Below are 16,797 nucleotides of genomic sequence, written 5' to 3' on the forward strand. Positions count from 1 at the left end.
TCTCAAACAACGACCAGCCACCCATCACCCCCAACCACACGGTCAGAGTTCACTGGGGCCGGCATCCGAGGGTTCATTCCCTCAGACACCCAACAGCGTGCCCGACCCGGTCCTTTCGTTCTCCCTGCGTTCCACGCCGAAGCAGTACTAGCAGAAGACATCCAGACCGTGCCGAATAATCAACGTTCCACCCATGAGCAACCACTCCGAGACATTCGCTCGAAGCTGGCTATGTGCTCCTTAGAAAGGAGGTGATCCAGCCGCACCTTCCGGTACGGCTACCTTGTTACGACTTCGTCCCAATCGCCAGTCCCACCTTCGACAGCTCCCTCCCACAAGGGGTTGGGCCACCGGCTTCGGGTGTTACCGACTTTCGTGACGTGACGGGCGGTGTGTACAAGGCCCGGGAACGTATTCACCGCAGCAATGCTGATCTGCGATTACTAGCAACTCCGACTTCATGGGGTCGAGTTGCAGACCCCAATCCGAACTGAGACAGGCTTTTTGAGATTCGCTCCACCTCACGGTTTCGCAGCTCTTTGTACCTGCCATTGTAGCACGTGTGCAGCCCAAGACATAAGGGGCATGATGACTTGACGTCGTCCCCACCTTCCTCCGAGTTGACCCCGGCGGTCTCCTGTGAGTCCCCATCACCCCGAAGGGCATGCTGGCAACACAGGACAAGGGTTGCGCTCGTTGCGGGACTTAACCCAACATCTCACGACACGAGCTGACGACAGCCATGCACCACCTGTACACCGACCACAAGGGGGCGACCATCTCTGGCCGTTTCCGGTGTATGTCAAGCCTTGGTAAGGTTCTTCGCGTTGCGTCGAATTAAGCCACATGCTCCGCTGCTTGTGCGGGCCCCCGTCAATTCCTTTGAGTTTTAGCCTTGCGGCCGTACTCCCCAGGCGGGGAACTTAATGCGTTAGCTGCGGCACCGACGACGTGGAATGTCGCCAACACCTAGTTCCCACCGTTTACGGCGTGGACTACCAGGGTATCTAATCCTGTTCGCTCCCCACGCTTTCGCTCCTCAGCGTCAGTAATGGCCCAGAGATCCGCCTTCGCCACCGGTGTTCCTCCTGATATCTGCGCATTTCACCGCTACACCAGGAATTCCGATCTCCCCTACCACACTCTAGCTAGCCCGTATCGAATGCAGACCCGGGGTTAAGCCCCGGGCTTTCACACCCGACGTGACAAGCCGCCTACGAGCTCTTTACGCCCAATAATTCCGGACAACGCTTGCGCCCTACGTATTACCGCGGCTGCTGGCACGTAGTTAGCCGGCGCTTCTTCTGCAGGTACCGTCACTTTCGCTTCTTCCCTGCTGAAAGAGGTTTACAACCCGAAGGCCGTCATCCCTCACGCGGCGTCGCTGCATCAGGCTTTCGCCCATTGTGCAATATTCCCCACTGCTGCCTCCCGTAGGAGTCTGGGCCGTGTCTCAGTCCCAGTGTGGCCGGTCGCCCTCTCAGGCCGGCTACCCGTCGTCGCCTTGGTGAGCCATTACCTCACCAACAAGCTGATAGGCCGCGGGCTCATCCTTCACCGCCGGAGCTTTCGACCCTCACAGATGCCTGCGAGAGTGATATCCGGTATTAGACCCCGTTTCCAGGGCTTGTCCCAGAGTGAAGGGCAGATTGCCCACGTGTTACTCACCCGTTCGCCACTAATCCACCCCGAAGGGCTTCATCGTTCGACTTGCATGTGTTAAGCACGCCGCCAGCGTTCGTCCTGAGCCAGGATCAAACTCTCCGTGAATGTTTACCGGTCATCCGGTGAACACACACGAGAGCGGAACAGTCGGAGGAATGATCCGACCGTTCACAGCGTCCTCGCTGTGTTTTTTCAAAGGAACCTCATCCTCGGCTATCACTGCCGGGGACGGGGTATCAACTAATCTGGCGTTGATTTTTGGCACGCTGTTGAGTTCTCAAGGAACGAAAGCTTCCTTTGTACTCACCCTCTCGGGCTTTCCTCCGGGCTTCCCTTCGGTGTTTCCGACTCTATCAGACCTTTTCGGTGTCCGATTCCCTGTCGGCGGGATTGTCTTCGGGCTTCCGGCTTTCGCCTGTCGGCCTTTCGACATTCACTACGTTAGCCGATTCCCTCGGCAACTCATAATCGAGTTCCTGCGAGTTCGAATTCAGGCATGCAGGCATGCCGAAAGCGATCCCGCTGAGGGATGTCGTAGGTAGTGGGTTGGCCGCTTCCGGCTGCTGGCGAATGCCGTACCCGGTTCAAGCGGCTCGGGCTACGTTACGCCCCTGTCAATGGCGAGTCAACTTCGGCGGCGCCTGGGGACGTGCGCCCGGTAGGGGCTCACGGTCGGGTCGCCGGCCGCCCAGAAGCGCCAGGGGTGGACGTCCCCGTTGCCGCCCTCGCCGGCGACCCCCGTGCGCGGACCGTTGCTCACCTGGTCGGAGGGGACGGGGGTGCCGGTCAGCAGTCTGAGAGGACTGCCGTCCGGGGCGCACGCGTCCGTGCCGTCGAGGGTGCGGTCCACGTCCAGGGCCGTGGCCAGGCGGGCGGGGCCTTTGGCCAGTTCCTTGTCATTGCGGGCCGAGAGTCGACGTTTGCGGGCCAGATCGGCGCCCTCGATCACCTCGCCGGCCCGGAGCAGGACCGCGCTCGCCCTGCCGTCGGGGCCGCAGACGAGGTTCATGCAGTGCCACATGCCGTAGGTGAAGTAGACGTACACATGTCCGGGGGGACCGAACATCACCTCGTTGCGGGGTGTGCGGCCGCGGTAGGCGTGGGAGCCGGGGTCGTTCGGGCCGTCGTAGGCCTCGACCTCCGTGAGGCGGAGAGTGATCGGACCGTCGGGTGTCGTACGGACGAGGAGGCGGCCGAGGAGGTCGGGGGCGACCTCCAGGACAGGGCGGTCGAAGAAGGCCCTGGAGACAGGCGTACGGTCGGGGGTCGCGATCATGCCCTCCGAGCGTAGTGGAGGACGACGGGTGCGCCGGGGTGGTCAGCGGGCACTCGGCTTGCCAGGGTGAGGGACGCGGAACCGGCCAGGTCCGGATCGCGTTTCTAGGGATCAAGGGATCCCGTCAGAAGTAGTCGTAGAGGGAGAGTCATGGCGTTCAAGAAGCTGCTCGCGAGTCTCGGGGCCGGCGGGGCTTCGGTCGAGACGGTGCTGACGGAGGTCAACGTCGTCCCGGGCGGTGTGGTCCAGGGCGAGGTGCGGATCCAGGGCGGTTCCGTCAACCAGAACATCGAGGGACTGTCCGTCGGGCTCCAGGCCAAGGTCGAGGTCGAGGGCGGCGACCAGGAGTACAAGCAGGACATCGAGTTCACCAAGCTCCAGCTGGGCGGTGCCTTCGAGCTCCAGGCGGGTGCGGTGCACGCGGTGCCGTTCGGGCTGGAGATCCCCTGGGAGACCCCCGTCACGATGATCGACGGGCAGGCGCTGCGCGGGATGCACATCGGTGTCACGACCGAGCTGGCGATCGCCCGCGCGGTGGACTCCGGTGACCTGGACCCCATCAACGTGCACCCGCTGCCGGCGCAGAAGGCGATCCTGGACGCGTTCCTCCAGCTGGGCTTCCGCTTCAAGAACGCGGACATGGAGCGCGGGCACATCCGGGGTACGCGGCAGAAGCTGCCGTTCTACCAGGAGATCGAGTTCTTCCCGCCGTCGCAGTACCGGGGTCTGAACCAGGTCGAGCTGAGCTTCGTCGCCGACGAGCACGCGATGGACGTCGTGCTGGAGATGGACAAGAAGCCGGGGCTGTTCAGCGAGGGCAGCGACACCTTCCGGTCCTTCCAGGTCGGTCTGAACGACTATCACGCGACCGACTGGGCGGCGTACCTCAACCAGTGGCTGTCCGAGGTCGGCAGCAAGCGCAACTGGTTCTAGGCTCGGCGTCACCGAGTCCATCAGCATCGTTCAGGAGGTACCGAGGTGACCGAGCTCAAGCGCCGGCCGCTCCCCCATGACTTCCACCCGCCCGTGCCGTCGTTCACGGTGACGAGCGAGGACGTCGAGGAGGGGGCGACGCTCAAGGCCGCGCAGGTCCACGCGGAGGGGAACACCTCGCCGCAGCTGCGCTGGGAGGGTTTCCCGGCCGAGACCAAGAGCTTCGCCGTGACCTGTTACGACCCCGACGCCCCGACGGGCAGCGGGTTCTGGCACTGGGTCCTGTTCGACATCCCGGTCTCGGTGACCGAGCTGCCGGCGGGGGCGGGCAGCGGCGCGTTCGAGGGGCTGCCGGAGGGTGCCGTACAGGCGCGCAACGACTACGGCAGCAAGGACTTCGGCGGTGCCGCGCCGCCGCCCGGGGACGGGCCGCACCGGTACGTCTTCACGGTGTACGCGGTGGACCAGGAGAAGCTCGGTCCGGACGCCGACGCCTCGCCTGCCGTCGTCGGGTTCAACCTGCGGTTCCACGCGATCGCGCGCGCCCAGCTGATCGGTGAGTACGAGAACCCCGCGTAGGGACAATCAGCTCATCGTTCATTGAACGTTTGCCCGCCTCTGGTCTTGGAAGTGATCAGAGGCGGGCATTTTTTATTGCGTTGTCCATCTCGGCATGCCCGTCCAGAGTTGATCCGAGCTCGCCGGAGGGCGGGCAGATGCAATGGGGAGGTGGGCTGGATGCGTGACACGCTGGTCCTGAACGCGAGCTTCGAGCCGCTGTCTACGGTGACGTTGAACCGAGCTGTCGTCCTGGTGCTCCAGGACAAGGCCGTCGTCGAGCAGGCCCACCCCGAACTGCGTATGCGGGGCGCCGATGTGGACATACCGGCGCCTCGGGTGATCAGGCTGTGCAGGTACGTACGGGTGCCGTTCCGAAGACAAGCGCCGTGGTCGCGGAGGGGGGTGCTGGTCAGGGACCGGCACCGGTGCGCGTACTGCGGTCGCCGGGCGACCACGGTGGACCACGTGGTGCCTCGCGCGCAGGGCGGTCAGGACACCTGGCTGAACACGGTGGCGTCCTGCTCGGAGGACAACCACCGCAAGGCGGACCGGACTCCGGACCAGGCGGGCATGCCGTTGCTGCGGGTGCCGTTCGAGCCGAGTCCGCAGGACGCGATGCTGTTGGCCCTGGGCCAGGACGACTTGGCTGCGCTGCCGGAGTGGTTGTCCGTGGACGCGGCTTAGCGGTTCGCCTAGCCGTAGGGGCTGGTGTCGTCTCTCGGCTGCGGGTTCGTTGTGGCTTGTCGAGCAGTTCCCCGCGCCCCTGAAAGCAGGTGGGGTGCGGGGAACTCTGTTTGCAGGAGCCCTCAGTCGATCGACGGCTTCTCTCGGCGTTCCGGGATCTTCTTGTCCGAGCCGCCGTTGCCGGAACCGCCGCCCATGGCGCCGAAGTTGCCCATCGCGCCGGAGAGGCCCTTGAGGGCGTCGCCGATCTCGCTGGGGACGATCCAGAGCTTGTTGGCATCGCCCTCGGCGATCTTCGGGAGCATCTGGAGGTACTGGTAGCTGAGGAGCTTCTGGTCCGGGTCGCCGGCGTGGATGGCCTCGAAGACCGTGCGGACGGCCTGGGCCTCGCCCTCGGCGCGCAGGGCCGCGGCCTTGGCCTCACCCTCGGCGCGCAGGATCTGGGACTGCTTCTCGCCCTCCGCGGTGAGGATCGCGGCCTGGCGCGTACCTTCGGCGGTGAGGATCGCAGCGCGCTTGTCACGGTCGGCGCGCATCTGCTTCTCCATCGAGTCCTGGATGGAGGTCGGGGGCTCGATCGCCTTCAGTTCCACGCGGTTGACGCGGATGCCCCACTTGCCGGTGGCCTCGTCGAGGACGCCGCGCAGGGCCGCGTTGATCTCCTCGCGGGAGGTCAGGGTGCGCTCCAGGTCCATGCCGCCGATGATGTTGCGGAGCGTGGTGACGGTGAGCTGCTCGATCGCCTGGATGTAGCTGGCGACCTCGTAGGTCGCGGCGCGGGCGTCGGTGACCTGGTAGTAGATGACCGTGTCGATGTTGACGACCAGGTTGTCCTGGGTGATCACCGGCTGCGGCGGGAACGGGACGACCTGTTCACGCAGGTCGATGCGGTTGCGGATGGTGTCGATGAACGGGACCACGATGTTGAGGCCCGCGTTCAGGGTGCGTGTGTAACGGCCGAAGCGCTCGACGATGGCGGCGCTCGCCTGTGGGATGACCTGGATGGTCTTGATCAAGGCGATGAAGACCAACACCACCAGAATGATCAAGACGATGATGACCGGTTCCATCGTGCGTCCCCGTCCCCTTCTCCGCTTCTCCGCCTCGAGCGCTTTCGGAAGATCCTACGTTTGTGAAGATCTTGCTGGTCGAGTCTGACAGACCGTCGCGTACCTCGGGAGGCCTTCGCCTCACTTGCGTAGTGCGGGAGTTGTGCAAGGTCAGATGACGATCGCCGTGGCCCCCTCGATGTCCACGACGTCGACTTCCTCACCGACTTCGTACGCGCGGTCCGTGTCGAGGGAGCGGGCCGACCAGATCTCTCCGGCGAGTTTGATCCGGCCGTTCCCGGAACCGTCGACGCGTTCCAGCACGATGGCGTGCTTGCCCTTCAACGCGTCCACTCCGGTGGCGAGTTGGGGGCGCTGTGCGCTGTGCCGGGCCGCGATGGGGCGCACCACGGCGATGAGGGCGACCGAGACGACGATGAACACGAGGACCTGGGCGACCGCGCCGAGGCCGAGGCCGGCGCCGATCGCGGCGGCGACCGCGCCCACGGCGAGCATGCCGAACTCCGGCATCGCGGTGACCACGAGCGGGATTCCGAGCGCTGCCGCGCCGACGAGCCACCAGACCCACGCGTCGATGTCGTTCACAGGGTCATGGTAGGACCGTATGTCCCGTTGCGGACAGGGCGCACGGGGTCAAGTACGGGGCAGGGCCGCCGTGGGTCCCTGGGGCGGGGTCAGGACAGCGGCAGGCCCTGGGCGGTCCAGCGGTCGCCGACCTGTTCCACGACGAGCGGGAGGCCGAAGCAGAGGGACAGGTTGCGGGAGGTGAGTTCGAGTTCGACGGGGCCCGCGGCGAGGACCTTGCCCTGGCGGATCATGAGGACGTGGGTGAAGCCGGGGGCGATCTCCTCGACATGGTGGGTGACCATGATCATCGAGGGGGCGATGGGGTCGCGGGCGAGGCGGCCGAGACGGCGTACGAGGTCCTCGCGGCCACCGAGGTCGAGGCCGGCGGCGGGCTCGTCCAGGAGGAGCAGTTCGGGGTCGGTCATCAGGGCGCGGGCGATGAGGGTGCGCTTGCGCTCGCCCTCGGAGAGGGAGCCGAACGTGCGGTCGAGGTACTCGCTCATGCCGAGGCGGTCGAGGAAGGCGCGGGCGCGCTGCTCGTCGATGGCCTCGTACTCCTCCTGCCAGGCGGCCGTCATGCCGTAGGCGGCGGTGAGGACGGTCTGCAGGACGGTCTGGCGCTTGGGGAGCTTCTCGGCGAGGGCGATGCCGGCCATGCCGATGCGGGGGCGCAGCTCGAAGACGTCGGTACCGGGTGCGCCGAGGGTCTCGTCGAGTACGGAGACGGTGCCCGAGCTGGGGAAGAGGTAGGTGGAGGCGATGTTGAGGAGGGTGGTCTTGCCCGCTCCGTTGGGGCCGAGGATGACCCAGCGCTCGCCTTCCTTGACGGACCACGAGACCTGGTCGACCAGAGCCCTGCCCTCGCGGACCACCGATACGTCCTGAAGCTCCAGAACATCGCTCATGAGCGCGTTGTCTCCCCTTGCAGTGTGGCCGGTCTCGGTTGTCGCGGGTTGCCTGTGGTGGACCGCCGCGCGCGGGTGGGCGCGGCCCCTCGGGAAAATCTACGCCACCGGCCGGGTGGGCCGTTCCATCGGTCCGGTCCTTAGGGTGGGGGGATGTTCTCGGAACCGCGCTCTGGTCGCCTTGCCGCTTGGGGAAATGCCCTGTTGGCCGGACTTGTCTCGCCGGACGACGCCGTCCTCGCCGTCGTCGGGGAGGACGCCGTGCACCGGGTGGAGGGGCTGCCCGGCGAGTCGGCGCCCGTCGGGCTCACGCTGGCGCTGGGCCGGTTGCGGGCGCTGGGGGTGCGGGGGCTGCGGGTGGCGCTGCCCGCGCCGGGGCATCCGCTGGGGCTGAGCGGGCCGCCGGAGTTCAACGCGCGGGCGCTGGAGGCGGAGGAGGCCGTGATCTGTCACGGGGTCGCGCTGGGGCTGGTGCCGGAGGTGTACGAGGCCGGGCCCGCGGGCGATGTCCATGTCGAGGTGGTGTGGCACTGTCTGCCGGTGCGGGAGGCGCCGCCGGCCGATGTGCCGTCGCTGGGCGAGGCCGAGCGGGAGCTGGCGGAGGCGTTGCGGGAGGCCACGTCCGTGCTGTCGAAGCTGGACGTGGCGGGGTCGGGGCCGGTGGCGGAGGCGGCGATCGACGCGTACCGGGCGCGGACGGAGCGGGGGCGGGAGGTGCTGGCGCCGGGGTATCCGCCGCGGGCGGTGCGGGTGCTGGAGCTGGCGCGGCGGGTGGGGTTGCTGGTGTCGCTGGCGGTGGATCGGGGGCATGGGGGCGCGGTGAGTTCCTCCGAGATGGCGGCGCGGGCGGAGGCGTTGCGGCCGGTGGAGCGGACGGCTCGGCGGGCGCAGGTCGCGGCGTACGACGCGTATGTGGAGGAGCAGGAGCGGGGGTGAGCGTCGGGGGTGCCTGAGCGCGTGTGGTGCTCACGTCCCTGGGGTCGCTGCCCCCAGACCCCCGTGTCGGCCCGGACGGCCTCGTCCTCGGACGCCGGACGGGCTGGTCTTTGCTGACGGGCGTCGAGAAGGCCCCGCCAGTCGGTGACTGACGGGGCCTTCGTCGGGCTACCGGTGTCAGTGGTTGACGCCCGTGTTGCCGAAGGCCGGGTTCAGGGCGGCGAGGCCGTTGACCGTGTTGCCGACGATGTTGACCGGGATGTGGACCGGGATCTGGACGGTGTTGCCCGAGGCGAAGCCCGGCGACTTCACGGCCGCGCCCTCGGCGCCGGAGTCGGCGACGGCGGCGCCGGCCGAGGCGCCGGCGGCCACGCCGGCGACGGTGAGGGCCACGGCAGCCTTCTTGGCGATGTTCATGGGGTGCGATCCTCCTGCGTGTGCGTGCGCGTGTCCGACCCGGCCGCGGGTCGTGCGCTGATCAACGGGGAGTGATCGGGAACGGTGTGGGAGGCGGGCCGAGAAGCGCCCGTTCGGATCATTGGAGTGACAAGCGGGTCGGCGGTCCTCAGTCGGCCGCTCCGTGCCGTACGGCCCACAGCGCGGCCTGGGTGCGGTCGGCGAGGTCGAGCTTCATCAGGATGTTGGAGACATGGGTCTTCACGGTCTTCTCGGAGAGGACGAGGGCGCGGGCGATCTCGCGGTTGGAGCGGCCGTCCGCTATCAGGCCGAGCACCTCGCGCTCCCGTTCCGTGAGGGAACCGCCTCTGCCCTGGCCCGAGTTGGACTCCTCCTGGGAGAGCAGGGCGCCGGCGACCTCCGGCTGGAGCAGGATGTGGCCGGCGTGCACCGAGCGGATGGCGCCGGCGAGGGCGTCGGGGTCCACGTCCTTGTAGACGTATCCGGCGGCGCCGGCGCGCAGGGCCGGGACCACCGTGCGCTGTTCGGTGAAGCTGGTGACGATCAGCACGCGCGCGGGGTTGTCGAGTTCGCGCAGGCGGCGCAGGGCCTCGACGCCGTCCATGCCGGGCATCTTCACGTCCATGAGGACGACGTCGGGCTGGAGTTCCTCGGCGCGCTGGACTCCCTCGGCGCCGTCGGCGGCCTCGCCGACGACCTCGATGTCGTCCTGGACCTCGAGGAAGGTGCGCAGTCCGCGGCGGACGACCTGGTGGTCGTCGACGAGCAGCACCTTGATTGCGTCAGCCACCGGGGGCCTCCATCTCGATCGTGGTGCCCTTGCCGGGCGCCGATTGCACCGTCAGGCCGCCGCCGATGCCGCTCGCCCGGTCCCGCATGGAGACGAGTCCGAGGTGGCGGCCGGCTCTGCGGATCGCCGAGGGGTCGAAGCCGGTGCCGTCGTCCGTGACGCGCAGGACCGTGTCGGGGCCGCGTTTGCGCAGGGTCACGTCGACGTGCCGGGCGCCGGAGTGGCGCAGGGCGTTGTGCAGGGCCTCCTGGGCGACCCGCAGCAGGGCCTCCTCCTGGGCGGCGGGCAGGGCGCGCACGCCGTGGCTGGTGAAGGTGACGCGCGCGGTGTGGGCGCGGTCGAGGACCTGGACCTGGGTGCGCAGGGTGGCGACGAGGCCGTCCTCGTCGAGGGCGGCGGGGCGCAGTTCGACGACGGCGGCGCGCAGTTCGTCGGCGGCTTCGGCGGCGAGGGCGGCGACCTGCTGGAGTTCGCCCTTGGCGCGGGAGGGGTCGCGGTCGACGAGGGCGGCGGCGGCCTGGGCGGTCAGGCGCAGCGAGAACAGCTTCTGGGCGACCGCGTCGTGCAGTTCGTGGGCCAGCCGGGAGCGCTCCTCGGCGATGGTGAGTTCGCGGCTGCGTTCGTACAGGCGGGCGTTGGTGAGGGCGATGGCCGCGTGCTGGGCGAGGAGGGCGAGGAGGTCCTCGTCCTCCTCGGTGAAGCCGCAGCCGCCCTCGGGCTTCTGGCGCGGGGGGTGTGGGGGGCTTCCCCCCGCAGGACACAGCTTGTTCGCGAGGAAGAGGGCGCCGATGACCTCGTCGCCGTCGCGGATGGGCAGGCCCAGGAAGTCGGACATGTCGGGGTGGGCGGAGGGCCAGCCCTCGAAGCGGGGGTCCCTGCGGACGTCGGCGAGGCGCTCGGGGCGGGCCTGCTGGAGCATCGCGGCGAGGATGCCGTGCTGGCGGGGCAGCGGGCCGATGGCCTTCCACTGCTCGTCGGTGACGCCGTCGACGACGAACTGGGCGAAGCCTCCGTGGTCGTCCGGGACGCCCAGCGCGGCGTACTGGGCGTCGAGCAGCTCGCGGGCGGAGGCGACGATCGTCTTGAGGACGTCGCGCACCTCGAGATGCCTGCTCATGGCCAGCAGCGCGGAGCTCACCGCGGCGAGGCCGGACCGGGGACCTTGACTCATGTCCTCACGGTACCGGCGGGGTGTGACAGGCCGGATCCGACCTGTGACGGCCGGGGGTAGGGCGGGGGTCCTAGGCCGCAGGTCCTCGGTACGGCGGCGTAGGGCGCCGGGACGGGGTGTGCGGGCTTACGTCGAAGGGCCCCGGCGGACCCGGTCCCGCGCCGGAGGCGGGGCGTGGGAGCGGTTCCTAGGTTGGGGTCACCGCCGAGCGGAGGCGGGCTGACGAGGGGACGGTTGTCATGCCGGTAGCGATCATCACGGGGGCCTCGAAGGGGCTGGGCCGGGCGCTGGCCGAGGCGCTGGCCGCGCGGGGCTGGGATCTGGTGCTGGACGCCAGGAACGAGGGGGTGCTGAAGGAGACGGCGGCCTGGGTGTCGCGGCATGGGACGGAGGTCCGGGCGCCGGCGGGTGACGTCACGGATGCGGGGCACCGGTCGGCGCTGGTGGCGGCGGCCCGGGGGCTGGGCGGGTGCGATCTGGTGGTGAGCAACGCGAGCGCGCTGGGTGCCGAGCCGCTGGTGCGGCTGGACGAGCTGCCGCTGCGGGGGCTGCGGCGGGCGCTGGAGGTGAACGTGGTGGCGGCGCTGGGGCTGGTCCAGGAGGCGCTGCCGCTGCTGCGGGCGGCGCGGGCGGGCGCGGTGATCACCGTGAGCTCGGACGCGGCGGCGGAGGCCTATGAGACCTGGGGCGGCTACGGGGCGTCGAAGGCGGCCCTGGACCACCTCGCGGCGGTGCTCGGCGAGGAGGAGCCGGCGCTGCGGGTGTGGGCGGTGGATCCCGGGGACATGGGGACGGACCTGTACGCGGCGGCCGTACCGGACGACGACGATCCGCGTCCGGAGCCGGGCAGCGTGGTGCCGGCCTTCCTGCGGTTGCTGGACGAGCGTCCGGCGAGCGGGCGGTACGGGGCTCCGGCGCTGCTGGAGGGACGGCGATGACGCTGGCGGTGAGGGTGCCCGGGGAGCTGTCGGCGCGGGTGCCGGTCGAGCAGCGCGGGCCGGGGCGGGGGCGGGACGACGTACGGCTGCTGGTGTCGCGGGGGACGGAGCCGACGCATCACGTGTTCCGGGAGCTGCCGTGTCTGCTGCGGGCCGGGGACCTGCTGGTGGTGAACACCTCGCCGACGCTGGCGGCGGCCGTGAACGGACGGATCGCGCACGCGCGCGTGGTGGTGCACTTCTCGACGCGCGGGGACGCGGCGCACGGCGGTGCGGGGCGGTGGGCGGTCGAGCTGCGGGATCCGGACGGGAGGGGGACGACCCGCGCGCGTGCGGGAGGGCCCGCCGGGACGGAGGTCCGGCTGCCCGGGGGTGTGCGGCTGACGCTGGAGGAGCCGCTGAGTCCCGGGAGCGGGCGGCTGTGGTGGGCGCGGGCGGCCGGCGGGGCGGGGGCCGGCGGCCGGGCCGCGGCCGATGTGCCGGGGCTGTTGCGGGAGCACGGGCGGCCTGTCCGTTACTCCTATACGGAGCGGGACCAGCCGTTGTCCGTGTATCAGACGGTGTTCGCGCTGCCGTCGGCCGACGGGGCGGGCAGCGCGGAGATGCCGAGCGCGGCGCGGCCCTTCACGGCGGGGCTGGTGGCGGAGCTGGTGAGCCGGGGGGTGCAGTTCGCGCCGGTGGTGCTGCACACCGGGGTGGCGTCGGCGGAGGTGCACGAGCCGCCGTATCCGGAGCGGTTCTCGGTGCCGGAGGCCTCGGCGCGGCTGATCAACGCCGTGCGGGCCGGGGACGGGCGGGTGATCGCCGTGGGGACGACGGCCGTGCGGGCGGTGGAGTCGGCCGCGGGTGCGGACGGGGTCGTACACGCGCGTGAGGGGTGGACGGACCTCGTGGTGACGCCCGGGCGCGGGGTGCGGGTGGTGGACGGGCTGCTGACCGGGCTGCACGAGCCGGAGGCCTCGCATCTGCTGATGCTGGAGGCGGTGGCGGGGCGGGCCGCGATCGACCGGGGGTACGAGGAGGCGCTGCGGGGGCGGTATCTGTGGCACGAGTTCGGGGACGTCCATCTCCTCCTGCCGGAGGAGGGTGCGACAGAAGGCCCTCACACAGAGCATTGCTTCAGCAACTGCCCGTGAGAACGGGGGCGGGGCGATGTGAGGCCCCACATAGGGCGCACATCACGTACGAAGGGGCATAGGAGAGAAAGCGGTCCCTTGCGAACGGGGCAGACATTCCAGTCTGTCCCGTTTTGCCCTTCCCTGATCCACTACCGGGGATCGTAGGTCACACCTTTGCCTGGGCATTTTGCGGCCGCTAAGAATTGCTCTCGTCGCTCAGCGCCGCGGGTTTCCGCCGCAGCGTTCGTTCGTGCCAGGAGCACCGTGTCCACCGTCGGACGAGCGACCTCCGCGCTATTTCGAAGAGGTCATTCGCCATGCCCAAGAACGCTCACAAGATCGCGATCGCCGGTGCCGCCACCCTCGGCGCGGCCGCCCTCGCCTTCTCCGTGGTGCCGGCCGACGCGCACACGACCACGACGGACGCCGTCTCCTCGGCCCGGGTCGCGTACAGCACCGAGCCGGTGCAGGGCGTGAAGGGCACGGTGACCGACCAGCTCGCCGGTTCGAACCTGAAGATCGAGGCCATCGAGGCGAAGAAGAAGGCCGCCGCGGACGCCGCCGCGCAGAAGAAGGCCGCCGCCGAGGCCGTGCGCAAGGCCGTCGCCACGAAGAAGCGGGCGGCCGCCGAGGCCGCCCGCAAGGCCGCCGCCGCGAAGGCCGCCGCCGCGCACAAGGCGAAGCAGGCCGCGAGCCGCTCCACGCACCGCGCCGCCGTGAAGCCGGTCGCCGCCAAGAGCTACGCCAACAACCTCGACGGCTGGATCCGCGAGTCGCTCGCCATCATGAAGAAGCACGGCATCCCGGGCTCCTACGAGGGCATCAAGCGCAACATCATGCGGGAGTCCTCCGGCAACCCGAACGCCATCAACGACTGGGACGTCAACGCCGTCAACGGCGTCCCGTCGAAGGGCCTGCTCCAGGTCATCCCGCCGACCTTCAGCGCGTACCACGTCGCCGGCACCTCCTGGAACATCTACAACCCGGTCGCCAACATCACCGCCGCCTGCAACTACGCGGCCGACAAGTACGGCTCCATGGACAACGTCAACAGCGCGTACTGACACCGTCACCACGCGCCGAAGGGCGGCACCCTCGCGCAGGGTGCCGCCCTTCGGCGTCGTACGGGACGGACTACTTGCGCATGACCTCGGGCTCGTGCCGGCGCAGGAAGCGGGCCACGAAGAAGGCGCAGATCACACCGAGGGCGATCAGCGCGATCATGTCCAGGCTCCACGCGCCGACGGTGTGCTCCCACAGCGGGTCGTTGTCGCCGCCGTCCTTGGGCGGGCTGATCTTGTTGAAGTCCAGCGTGGCGCCGGCCGCGCCGACTGCCCAGCGCGAGGGCATCAGGTACGAGAACTCGTTGACGCCGATCGAGCCGTTCAGGGCGAACAGACAGCCGGTGAAGACCACCTGGATGATCGCGAACATGACCAGCAGCGGCATGGTCTTCTCGGCCGTCTTCACCAGCGAGGAGATGATCAGGCCGAACATCATCGAGGTGAAGCCCAGCGCCATGATCGGCAGGCAGAGCTCCAGCAGCGGGGCGCTCTTGAGGATCAGGCCCTCCGTCGGGATCTCCCGGCTGGAGAAGCCGATGACACCGACCAGCAGCCCCTGGACCACGGTGACCAGGCCGAGCACGAACACCTTGGACATCAGGTACGCCGAGCGCGACAGGCCGGTGGCGCGCTCACGCTCGTAGATGACCCGTTCCTTGATCAGCTCACGGACCGAGTTCGCCGCGCCCGCGAAGCAGGCGCCGACCGCGAGGATCAGCAGGACCGTGGTGGCCGTGCCGTTGGGGATGATCCGCCCGCTCTTGGGGTTGACCGGGTTGGGCAGCAGGCTGTTGCCGGAGTCGATCAGCAGGCTCACCGAGCCGAGGACGACCGGCAGGATCAACGACAGGGCGAGGAAGCCCTTGTCCGACACGATCACCGAGGTGTAGCGGCGCACCAGCGTCATGAACTGCGACATCCAGCCCTGCGGCTTCGGCGGCTTCATGGCCTGCATCGGCGGCATCTGTACGGACTGCGGCGCGACGGCGTCGATGTCCGCGGCGTACATCTGGTAGTGCTGCGAGCCCTTCCAGCGGCCCGCCCAGTCGTAGTCGCGGTAGTTCTCGAAGGCGGAGAAGACATCGGCCCAGGTGTCGTAGCCGAAGAAGTTCAGCGCCTCCTCCGGCGGGCCGAAGTAGGCGACCGCGCCGCCCGGCGCCATCACCAGCAGCTTGTCGCAGATCGCCAGCTCGGCCACCGAATGGGTGACCACGAGGACCGTACGGCCGTCGTCGGCGAGACCGCGCAGCAGCTGCATGACATCGCGGTCCATGCCCGGGTCGAGACCCGAGGTGGGCTCGTCCAGGAAGATCAGCGACGGCTTGGTGAGCAGCTCCAGGGCCACCGAGACGCGCTTGCGCTGGCCGCCGGAGAGAGAGGTGACCTTCTTCTCCTTGTGGATGTCCAGCTTCAGCTCGCGCAGCACCTCGTCGATCCGGGCCTCGCGCTCGGCGGCCGTGGTGTCGGCGGGGAAGCGGAGCTTGGCCGCGTACTTGAGGGCCTTCTTGACGGTCAGTTCCTTGTGCAGGATGTCGTCCTGCGGAACGAGGCCGATGCGCTGGCGCAGCTCGGCGAACTGCTTGTACAGGTTCCGGTTGTCGTACAGGACGTCGCCCTGGTTGGCCGGGCGGTAGCCGGTCAGCGCCTTGAGCAGCGTGGACTTGCCGGAACCGGACGGTCCGATCACCGCGATCAGGGACTTCTCCGGGACGCCGAAGGAGACGTCCTTGAGGATCTGCTTGCCGCCGTCGACCGTGACGGTGAGGTGGCGCGCGGAGAAGGAGACCTCACCGGTGTCGACGAACTCCTCGAGCCGGTCGCCGACGATCCGGAACGTCGAGTGGCCGACGCCGACGACGTCGGCCGCGCCCAGCAGCCGCGTGCCGCCCTTGGGGATCGGCTGACCGTTGACATAGGTGCCGTTGTGCGAGCCGAGGTCGCGGATCTCCATGCTGCCGTCGGGCATGGAGCGGAACTCGGCGTGGTTGCGCGACACCTGGAGGTCGGAGACGACCAGCTCGTTCTCCAGGGCGCGGCCGATGCGCATGACACGGCCGATGGAGAACTGGTGGAACGTGGTCGGGCTGCGGTCTCCGTAGACCGGCGGCGCCCCCGCGCCCCCGCCGGAAACGTTCTGCGCGTACGGCTCGTTCGGCCCCGGCTGCTGCGGGACCTGCGGCGCGGCCTGCTGCGGCGGCTGCCAGCCGGCCTGCGGCTGGGCGGCCGGCGGGGCGGTCCAGCCGGGGTTCGCGCCCTGCGCGGCGTAGGGCTGCTGCTGCGGCTGTGCCGCCGGCGCCTGTGCGCCCGACAGGGTCACGCGCGGGCCGTCGTTGGCGTTGCCCAGGTGCAGCGCCGAGCCGGGGCCGATCTCCAACTGGCTGATCCGCTGCCCCTGCGCGAACGTGCCGTTCGTGCTGCCGTGGTCCTCGACGACCCAACTGCGCCCGTTGAAGCTGACCGTGGCGTGGCGCCAGGAGACCCTGGCGTCCTCGAACACGATGTCCCCCTGCGGATCACGTCCGAGGGTGTATGGCCTGGACGGATCGAGCGTCCAGGTACGTCCGTTCAATTCCAGTACGAGTTCCGGCACTCCATACCCCATGAGTAGTCCCCCGAGTTACCCCCATCACAGGGAGTCTAGGGATGTCGAACATCGTCGGGAACTATTTCAGTACCGGCCCCCTGACCGAAAGTCGGGCCTG

The 16,797-nt window shown here is 69.0% G+C and carries 15 protein-coding genes and 1 rRNA gene; 7 read left to right on the plus strand and 9 right to left on the minus strand.

Features of this window, described 5'->3' with window-relative positions; genetic code table 11:
• Positions 1-244 precede the first annotated feature (244 nt).
• Positions 245-1,770, minus strand: a 16S ribosomal RNA gene (locus ACYQ8Q_RS11095).
• Positions 1,771-2,290: 520 nt separating this feature from the next.
• A complete protein-coding gene (locus ACYQ8Q_RS11100; protein WP_460064090.1) occupies positions 2,291-2,941 on the minus strand; it encodes a DNA-3-methyladenine glycosylase in 651 nt (216 codons plus the stop codon).
• A 150-nt stretch (positions 2,942-3,091) separates the two neighbouring features.
• Between ACYQ8Q_RS11100 and ACYQ8Q_RS11105 the strand changes: the two genes are divergently transcribed.
• From ACYQ8Q_RS11105 to ACYQ8Q_RS11115, 3 genes are all read left to right on the plus strand, one after another.
• Positions 3,092-3,874 carry a sporulation protein gene (locus ACYQ8Q_RS11105; protein ID WP_460064092.1) on the plus strand — a complete coding sequence of 261 codons (783 nt, stop codon included), beginning with the start codon at positions 3,092-3,094 and terminating at the stop codon, positions 3,872-3,874.
• A 45-nt stretch (positions 3,875-3,919) separates the two neighbouring features.
• Positions 3,920-4,453: a YbhB/YbcL family Raf kinase inhibitor-like protein gene (locus ACYQ8Q_RS11110; RefSeq protein WP_460064093.1), complete on the plus strand. Its 534-nt coding sequence runs from the start codon at positions 3,920-3,922 to the stop codon at positions 4,451-4,453.
• A gap of 159 nt (positions 4,454-4,612) precedes the next feature.
• On the plus strand, positions 4,613-5,119 hold the full coding sequence (locus ACYQ8Q_RS11115) for an HNH endonuclease (RefSeq protein ID WP_460064094.1): 507 nt from the start codon (positions 4,613-4,615) through the stop codon (positions 5,117-5,119).
• A 122-nt stretch (positions 5,120-5,241) separates the two neighbouring features.
• Here the strand turns inward: ACYQ8Q_RS11115 and ACYQ8Q_RS11120 are convergent, their stop codons facing one another.
• From ACYQ8Q_RS11120 to ACYQ8Q_RS11130, 3 genes are all read right to left on the minus strand, one after another.
• Positions 5,242-6,189: an SPFH domain-containing protein gene (locus ACYQ8Q_RS11120; RefSeq protein WP_055638678.1), complete on the minus strand. Its 948-nt coding sequence runs from the start codon at positions 6,187-6,189 to the stop codon at positions 5,242-5,244.
• Between the two features lie 150 nt (positions 6,190-6,339).
• Entirely contained in the window at positions 6,340-6,774 is a 435-nt protein-coding gene (locus tag ACYQ8Q_RS11125; RefSeq protein WP_460064096.1) for an NfeD family protein, read from the minus strand.
• Between the two features lie 89 nt (positions 6,775-6,863).
• The gene (locus tag ACYQ8Q_RS11130) at positions 6,864-7,661 is read right to left on the minus strand and encodes an ABC transporter ATP-binding protein (protein ID WP_055638680.1); all 798 of its coding nucleotides are present in this window, start codon (positions 7,659-7,661) and stop codon (positions 6,864-6,866) included.
• A 153-nt stretch (positions 7,662-7,814) separates the two neighbouring features.
• On the opposite strand from ACYQ8Q_RS11130, the gene ACYQ8Q_RS11135 reads away from it, so the two are divergent.
• A complete protein-coding gene (locus tag ACYQ8Q_RS11135; protein ID WP_460064098.1) occupies positions 7,815-8,597 on the plus strand; it encodes a hypothetical protein in 783 nt (260 codons plus the stop codon).
• Positions 8,598-8,774: 177 nt separating this feature from the next.
• Here the strand turns inward: ACYQ8Q_RS11135 and ACYQ8Q_RS11140 are convergent, their stop codons facing one another.
• The 3 genes from ACYQ8Q_RS11140 to ACYQ8Q_RS11150 form a co-directional block, all read right to left on the minus strand.
• Positions 8,775-9,014 carry a chaplin gene (locus ACYQ8Q_RS11140; protein WP_460064100.1) on the minus strand — a complete coding sequence of 80 codons (240 nt, stop codon included), beginning with the start codon at positions 9,012-9,014 and terminating at the stop codon, positions 8,775-8,777.
• A gap of 148 nt (positions 9,015-9,162) precedes the next feature.
• Positions 9,163-9,804 carry a response regulator gene (locus ACYQ8Q_RS11145; protein WP_460064101.1) on the minus strand — a complete coding sequence of 214 codons (642 nt, stop codon included), beginning with the start codon at positions 9,802-9,804 and terminating at the stop codon, positions 9,163-9,165.
• Complete coding sequence (locus tag ACYQ8Q_RS11150; protein ID WP_460064102.1) at positions 9,797-10,975, minus strand: GAF domain-containing sensor histidine kinase; 1,179 nt, start codon at positions 10,973-10,975, stop codon at positions 9,797-9,799. Before ACYQ8Q_RS11150 ends, ACYQ8Q_RS11145 begins: the two co-directional genes overlap by 8 nt.
• Positions 10,976-11,214: 239 nt before the next feature.
• On the opposite strand from ACYQ8Q_RS11150, the gene ACYQ8Q_RS11155 reads away from it, so the two are divergent.
• The 3 genes from ACYQ8Q_RS11155 (at position 11,215) to ACYQ8Q_RS11165 (ending at position 14,095) form a co-directional block, all read left to right on the plus strand.
• The gene (locus tag ACYQ8Q_RS11155) at positions 11,215-11,913 is read left to right on the plus strand and encodes an SDR family NAD(P)-dependent oxidoreductase (protein ID WP_460064104.1); all 699 of its coding nucleotides are present in this window, start codon (positions 11,215-11,217) and stop codon (positions 11,911-11,913) included.
• Positions 11,910-13,049, plus strand: a complete 1,140-nt coding sequence (locus ACYQ8Q_RS11160; protein WP_460064106.1) for an S-adenosylmethionine:tRNA ribosyltransferase-isomerase — start codon at positions 11,910-11,912, stop codon at positions 13,047-13,049. Before ACYQ8Q_RS11155 ends, ACYQ8Q_RS11160 begins: the two co-directional genes overlap by 4 nt.
• A gap of 299 nt (positions 13,050-13,348) precedes the next feature.
• Positions 13,349-14,095, plus strand: coding sequence for a transglycosylase SLT domain-containing protein (locus tag ACYQ8Q_RS11165; protein ID WP_460064108.1), 747 nt, complete (start codon positions 13,349-13,351; stop codon positions 14,093-14,095).
• A 70-nt stretch (positions 14,096-14,165) separates the two neighbouring features.
• On the opposite strand, the gene ACYQ8Q_RS11170 is transcribed toward ACYQ8Q_RS11165, so the two are convergent.
• Positions 14,166-16,697: an ABC transporter ATP-binding protein/permease gene (locus ACYQ8Q_RS11170; RefSeq protein WP_460064110.1), complete on the minus strand. Its 2,532-nt coding sequence runs from the start codon at positions 16,695-16,697 to the stop codon at positions 14,166-14,168.
• Positions 16,698-16,797: the final 100 nt, after the last annotated feature.

The sequence above is a fragment of the Streptomyces sp. YKOK-I1 genome (assembly GCF_054660435.1).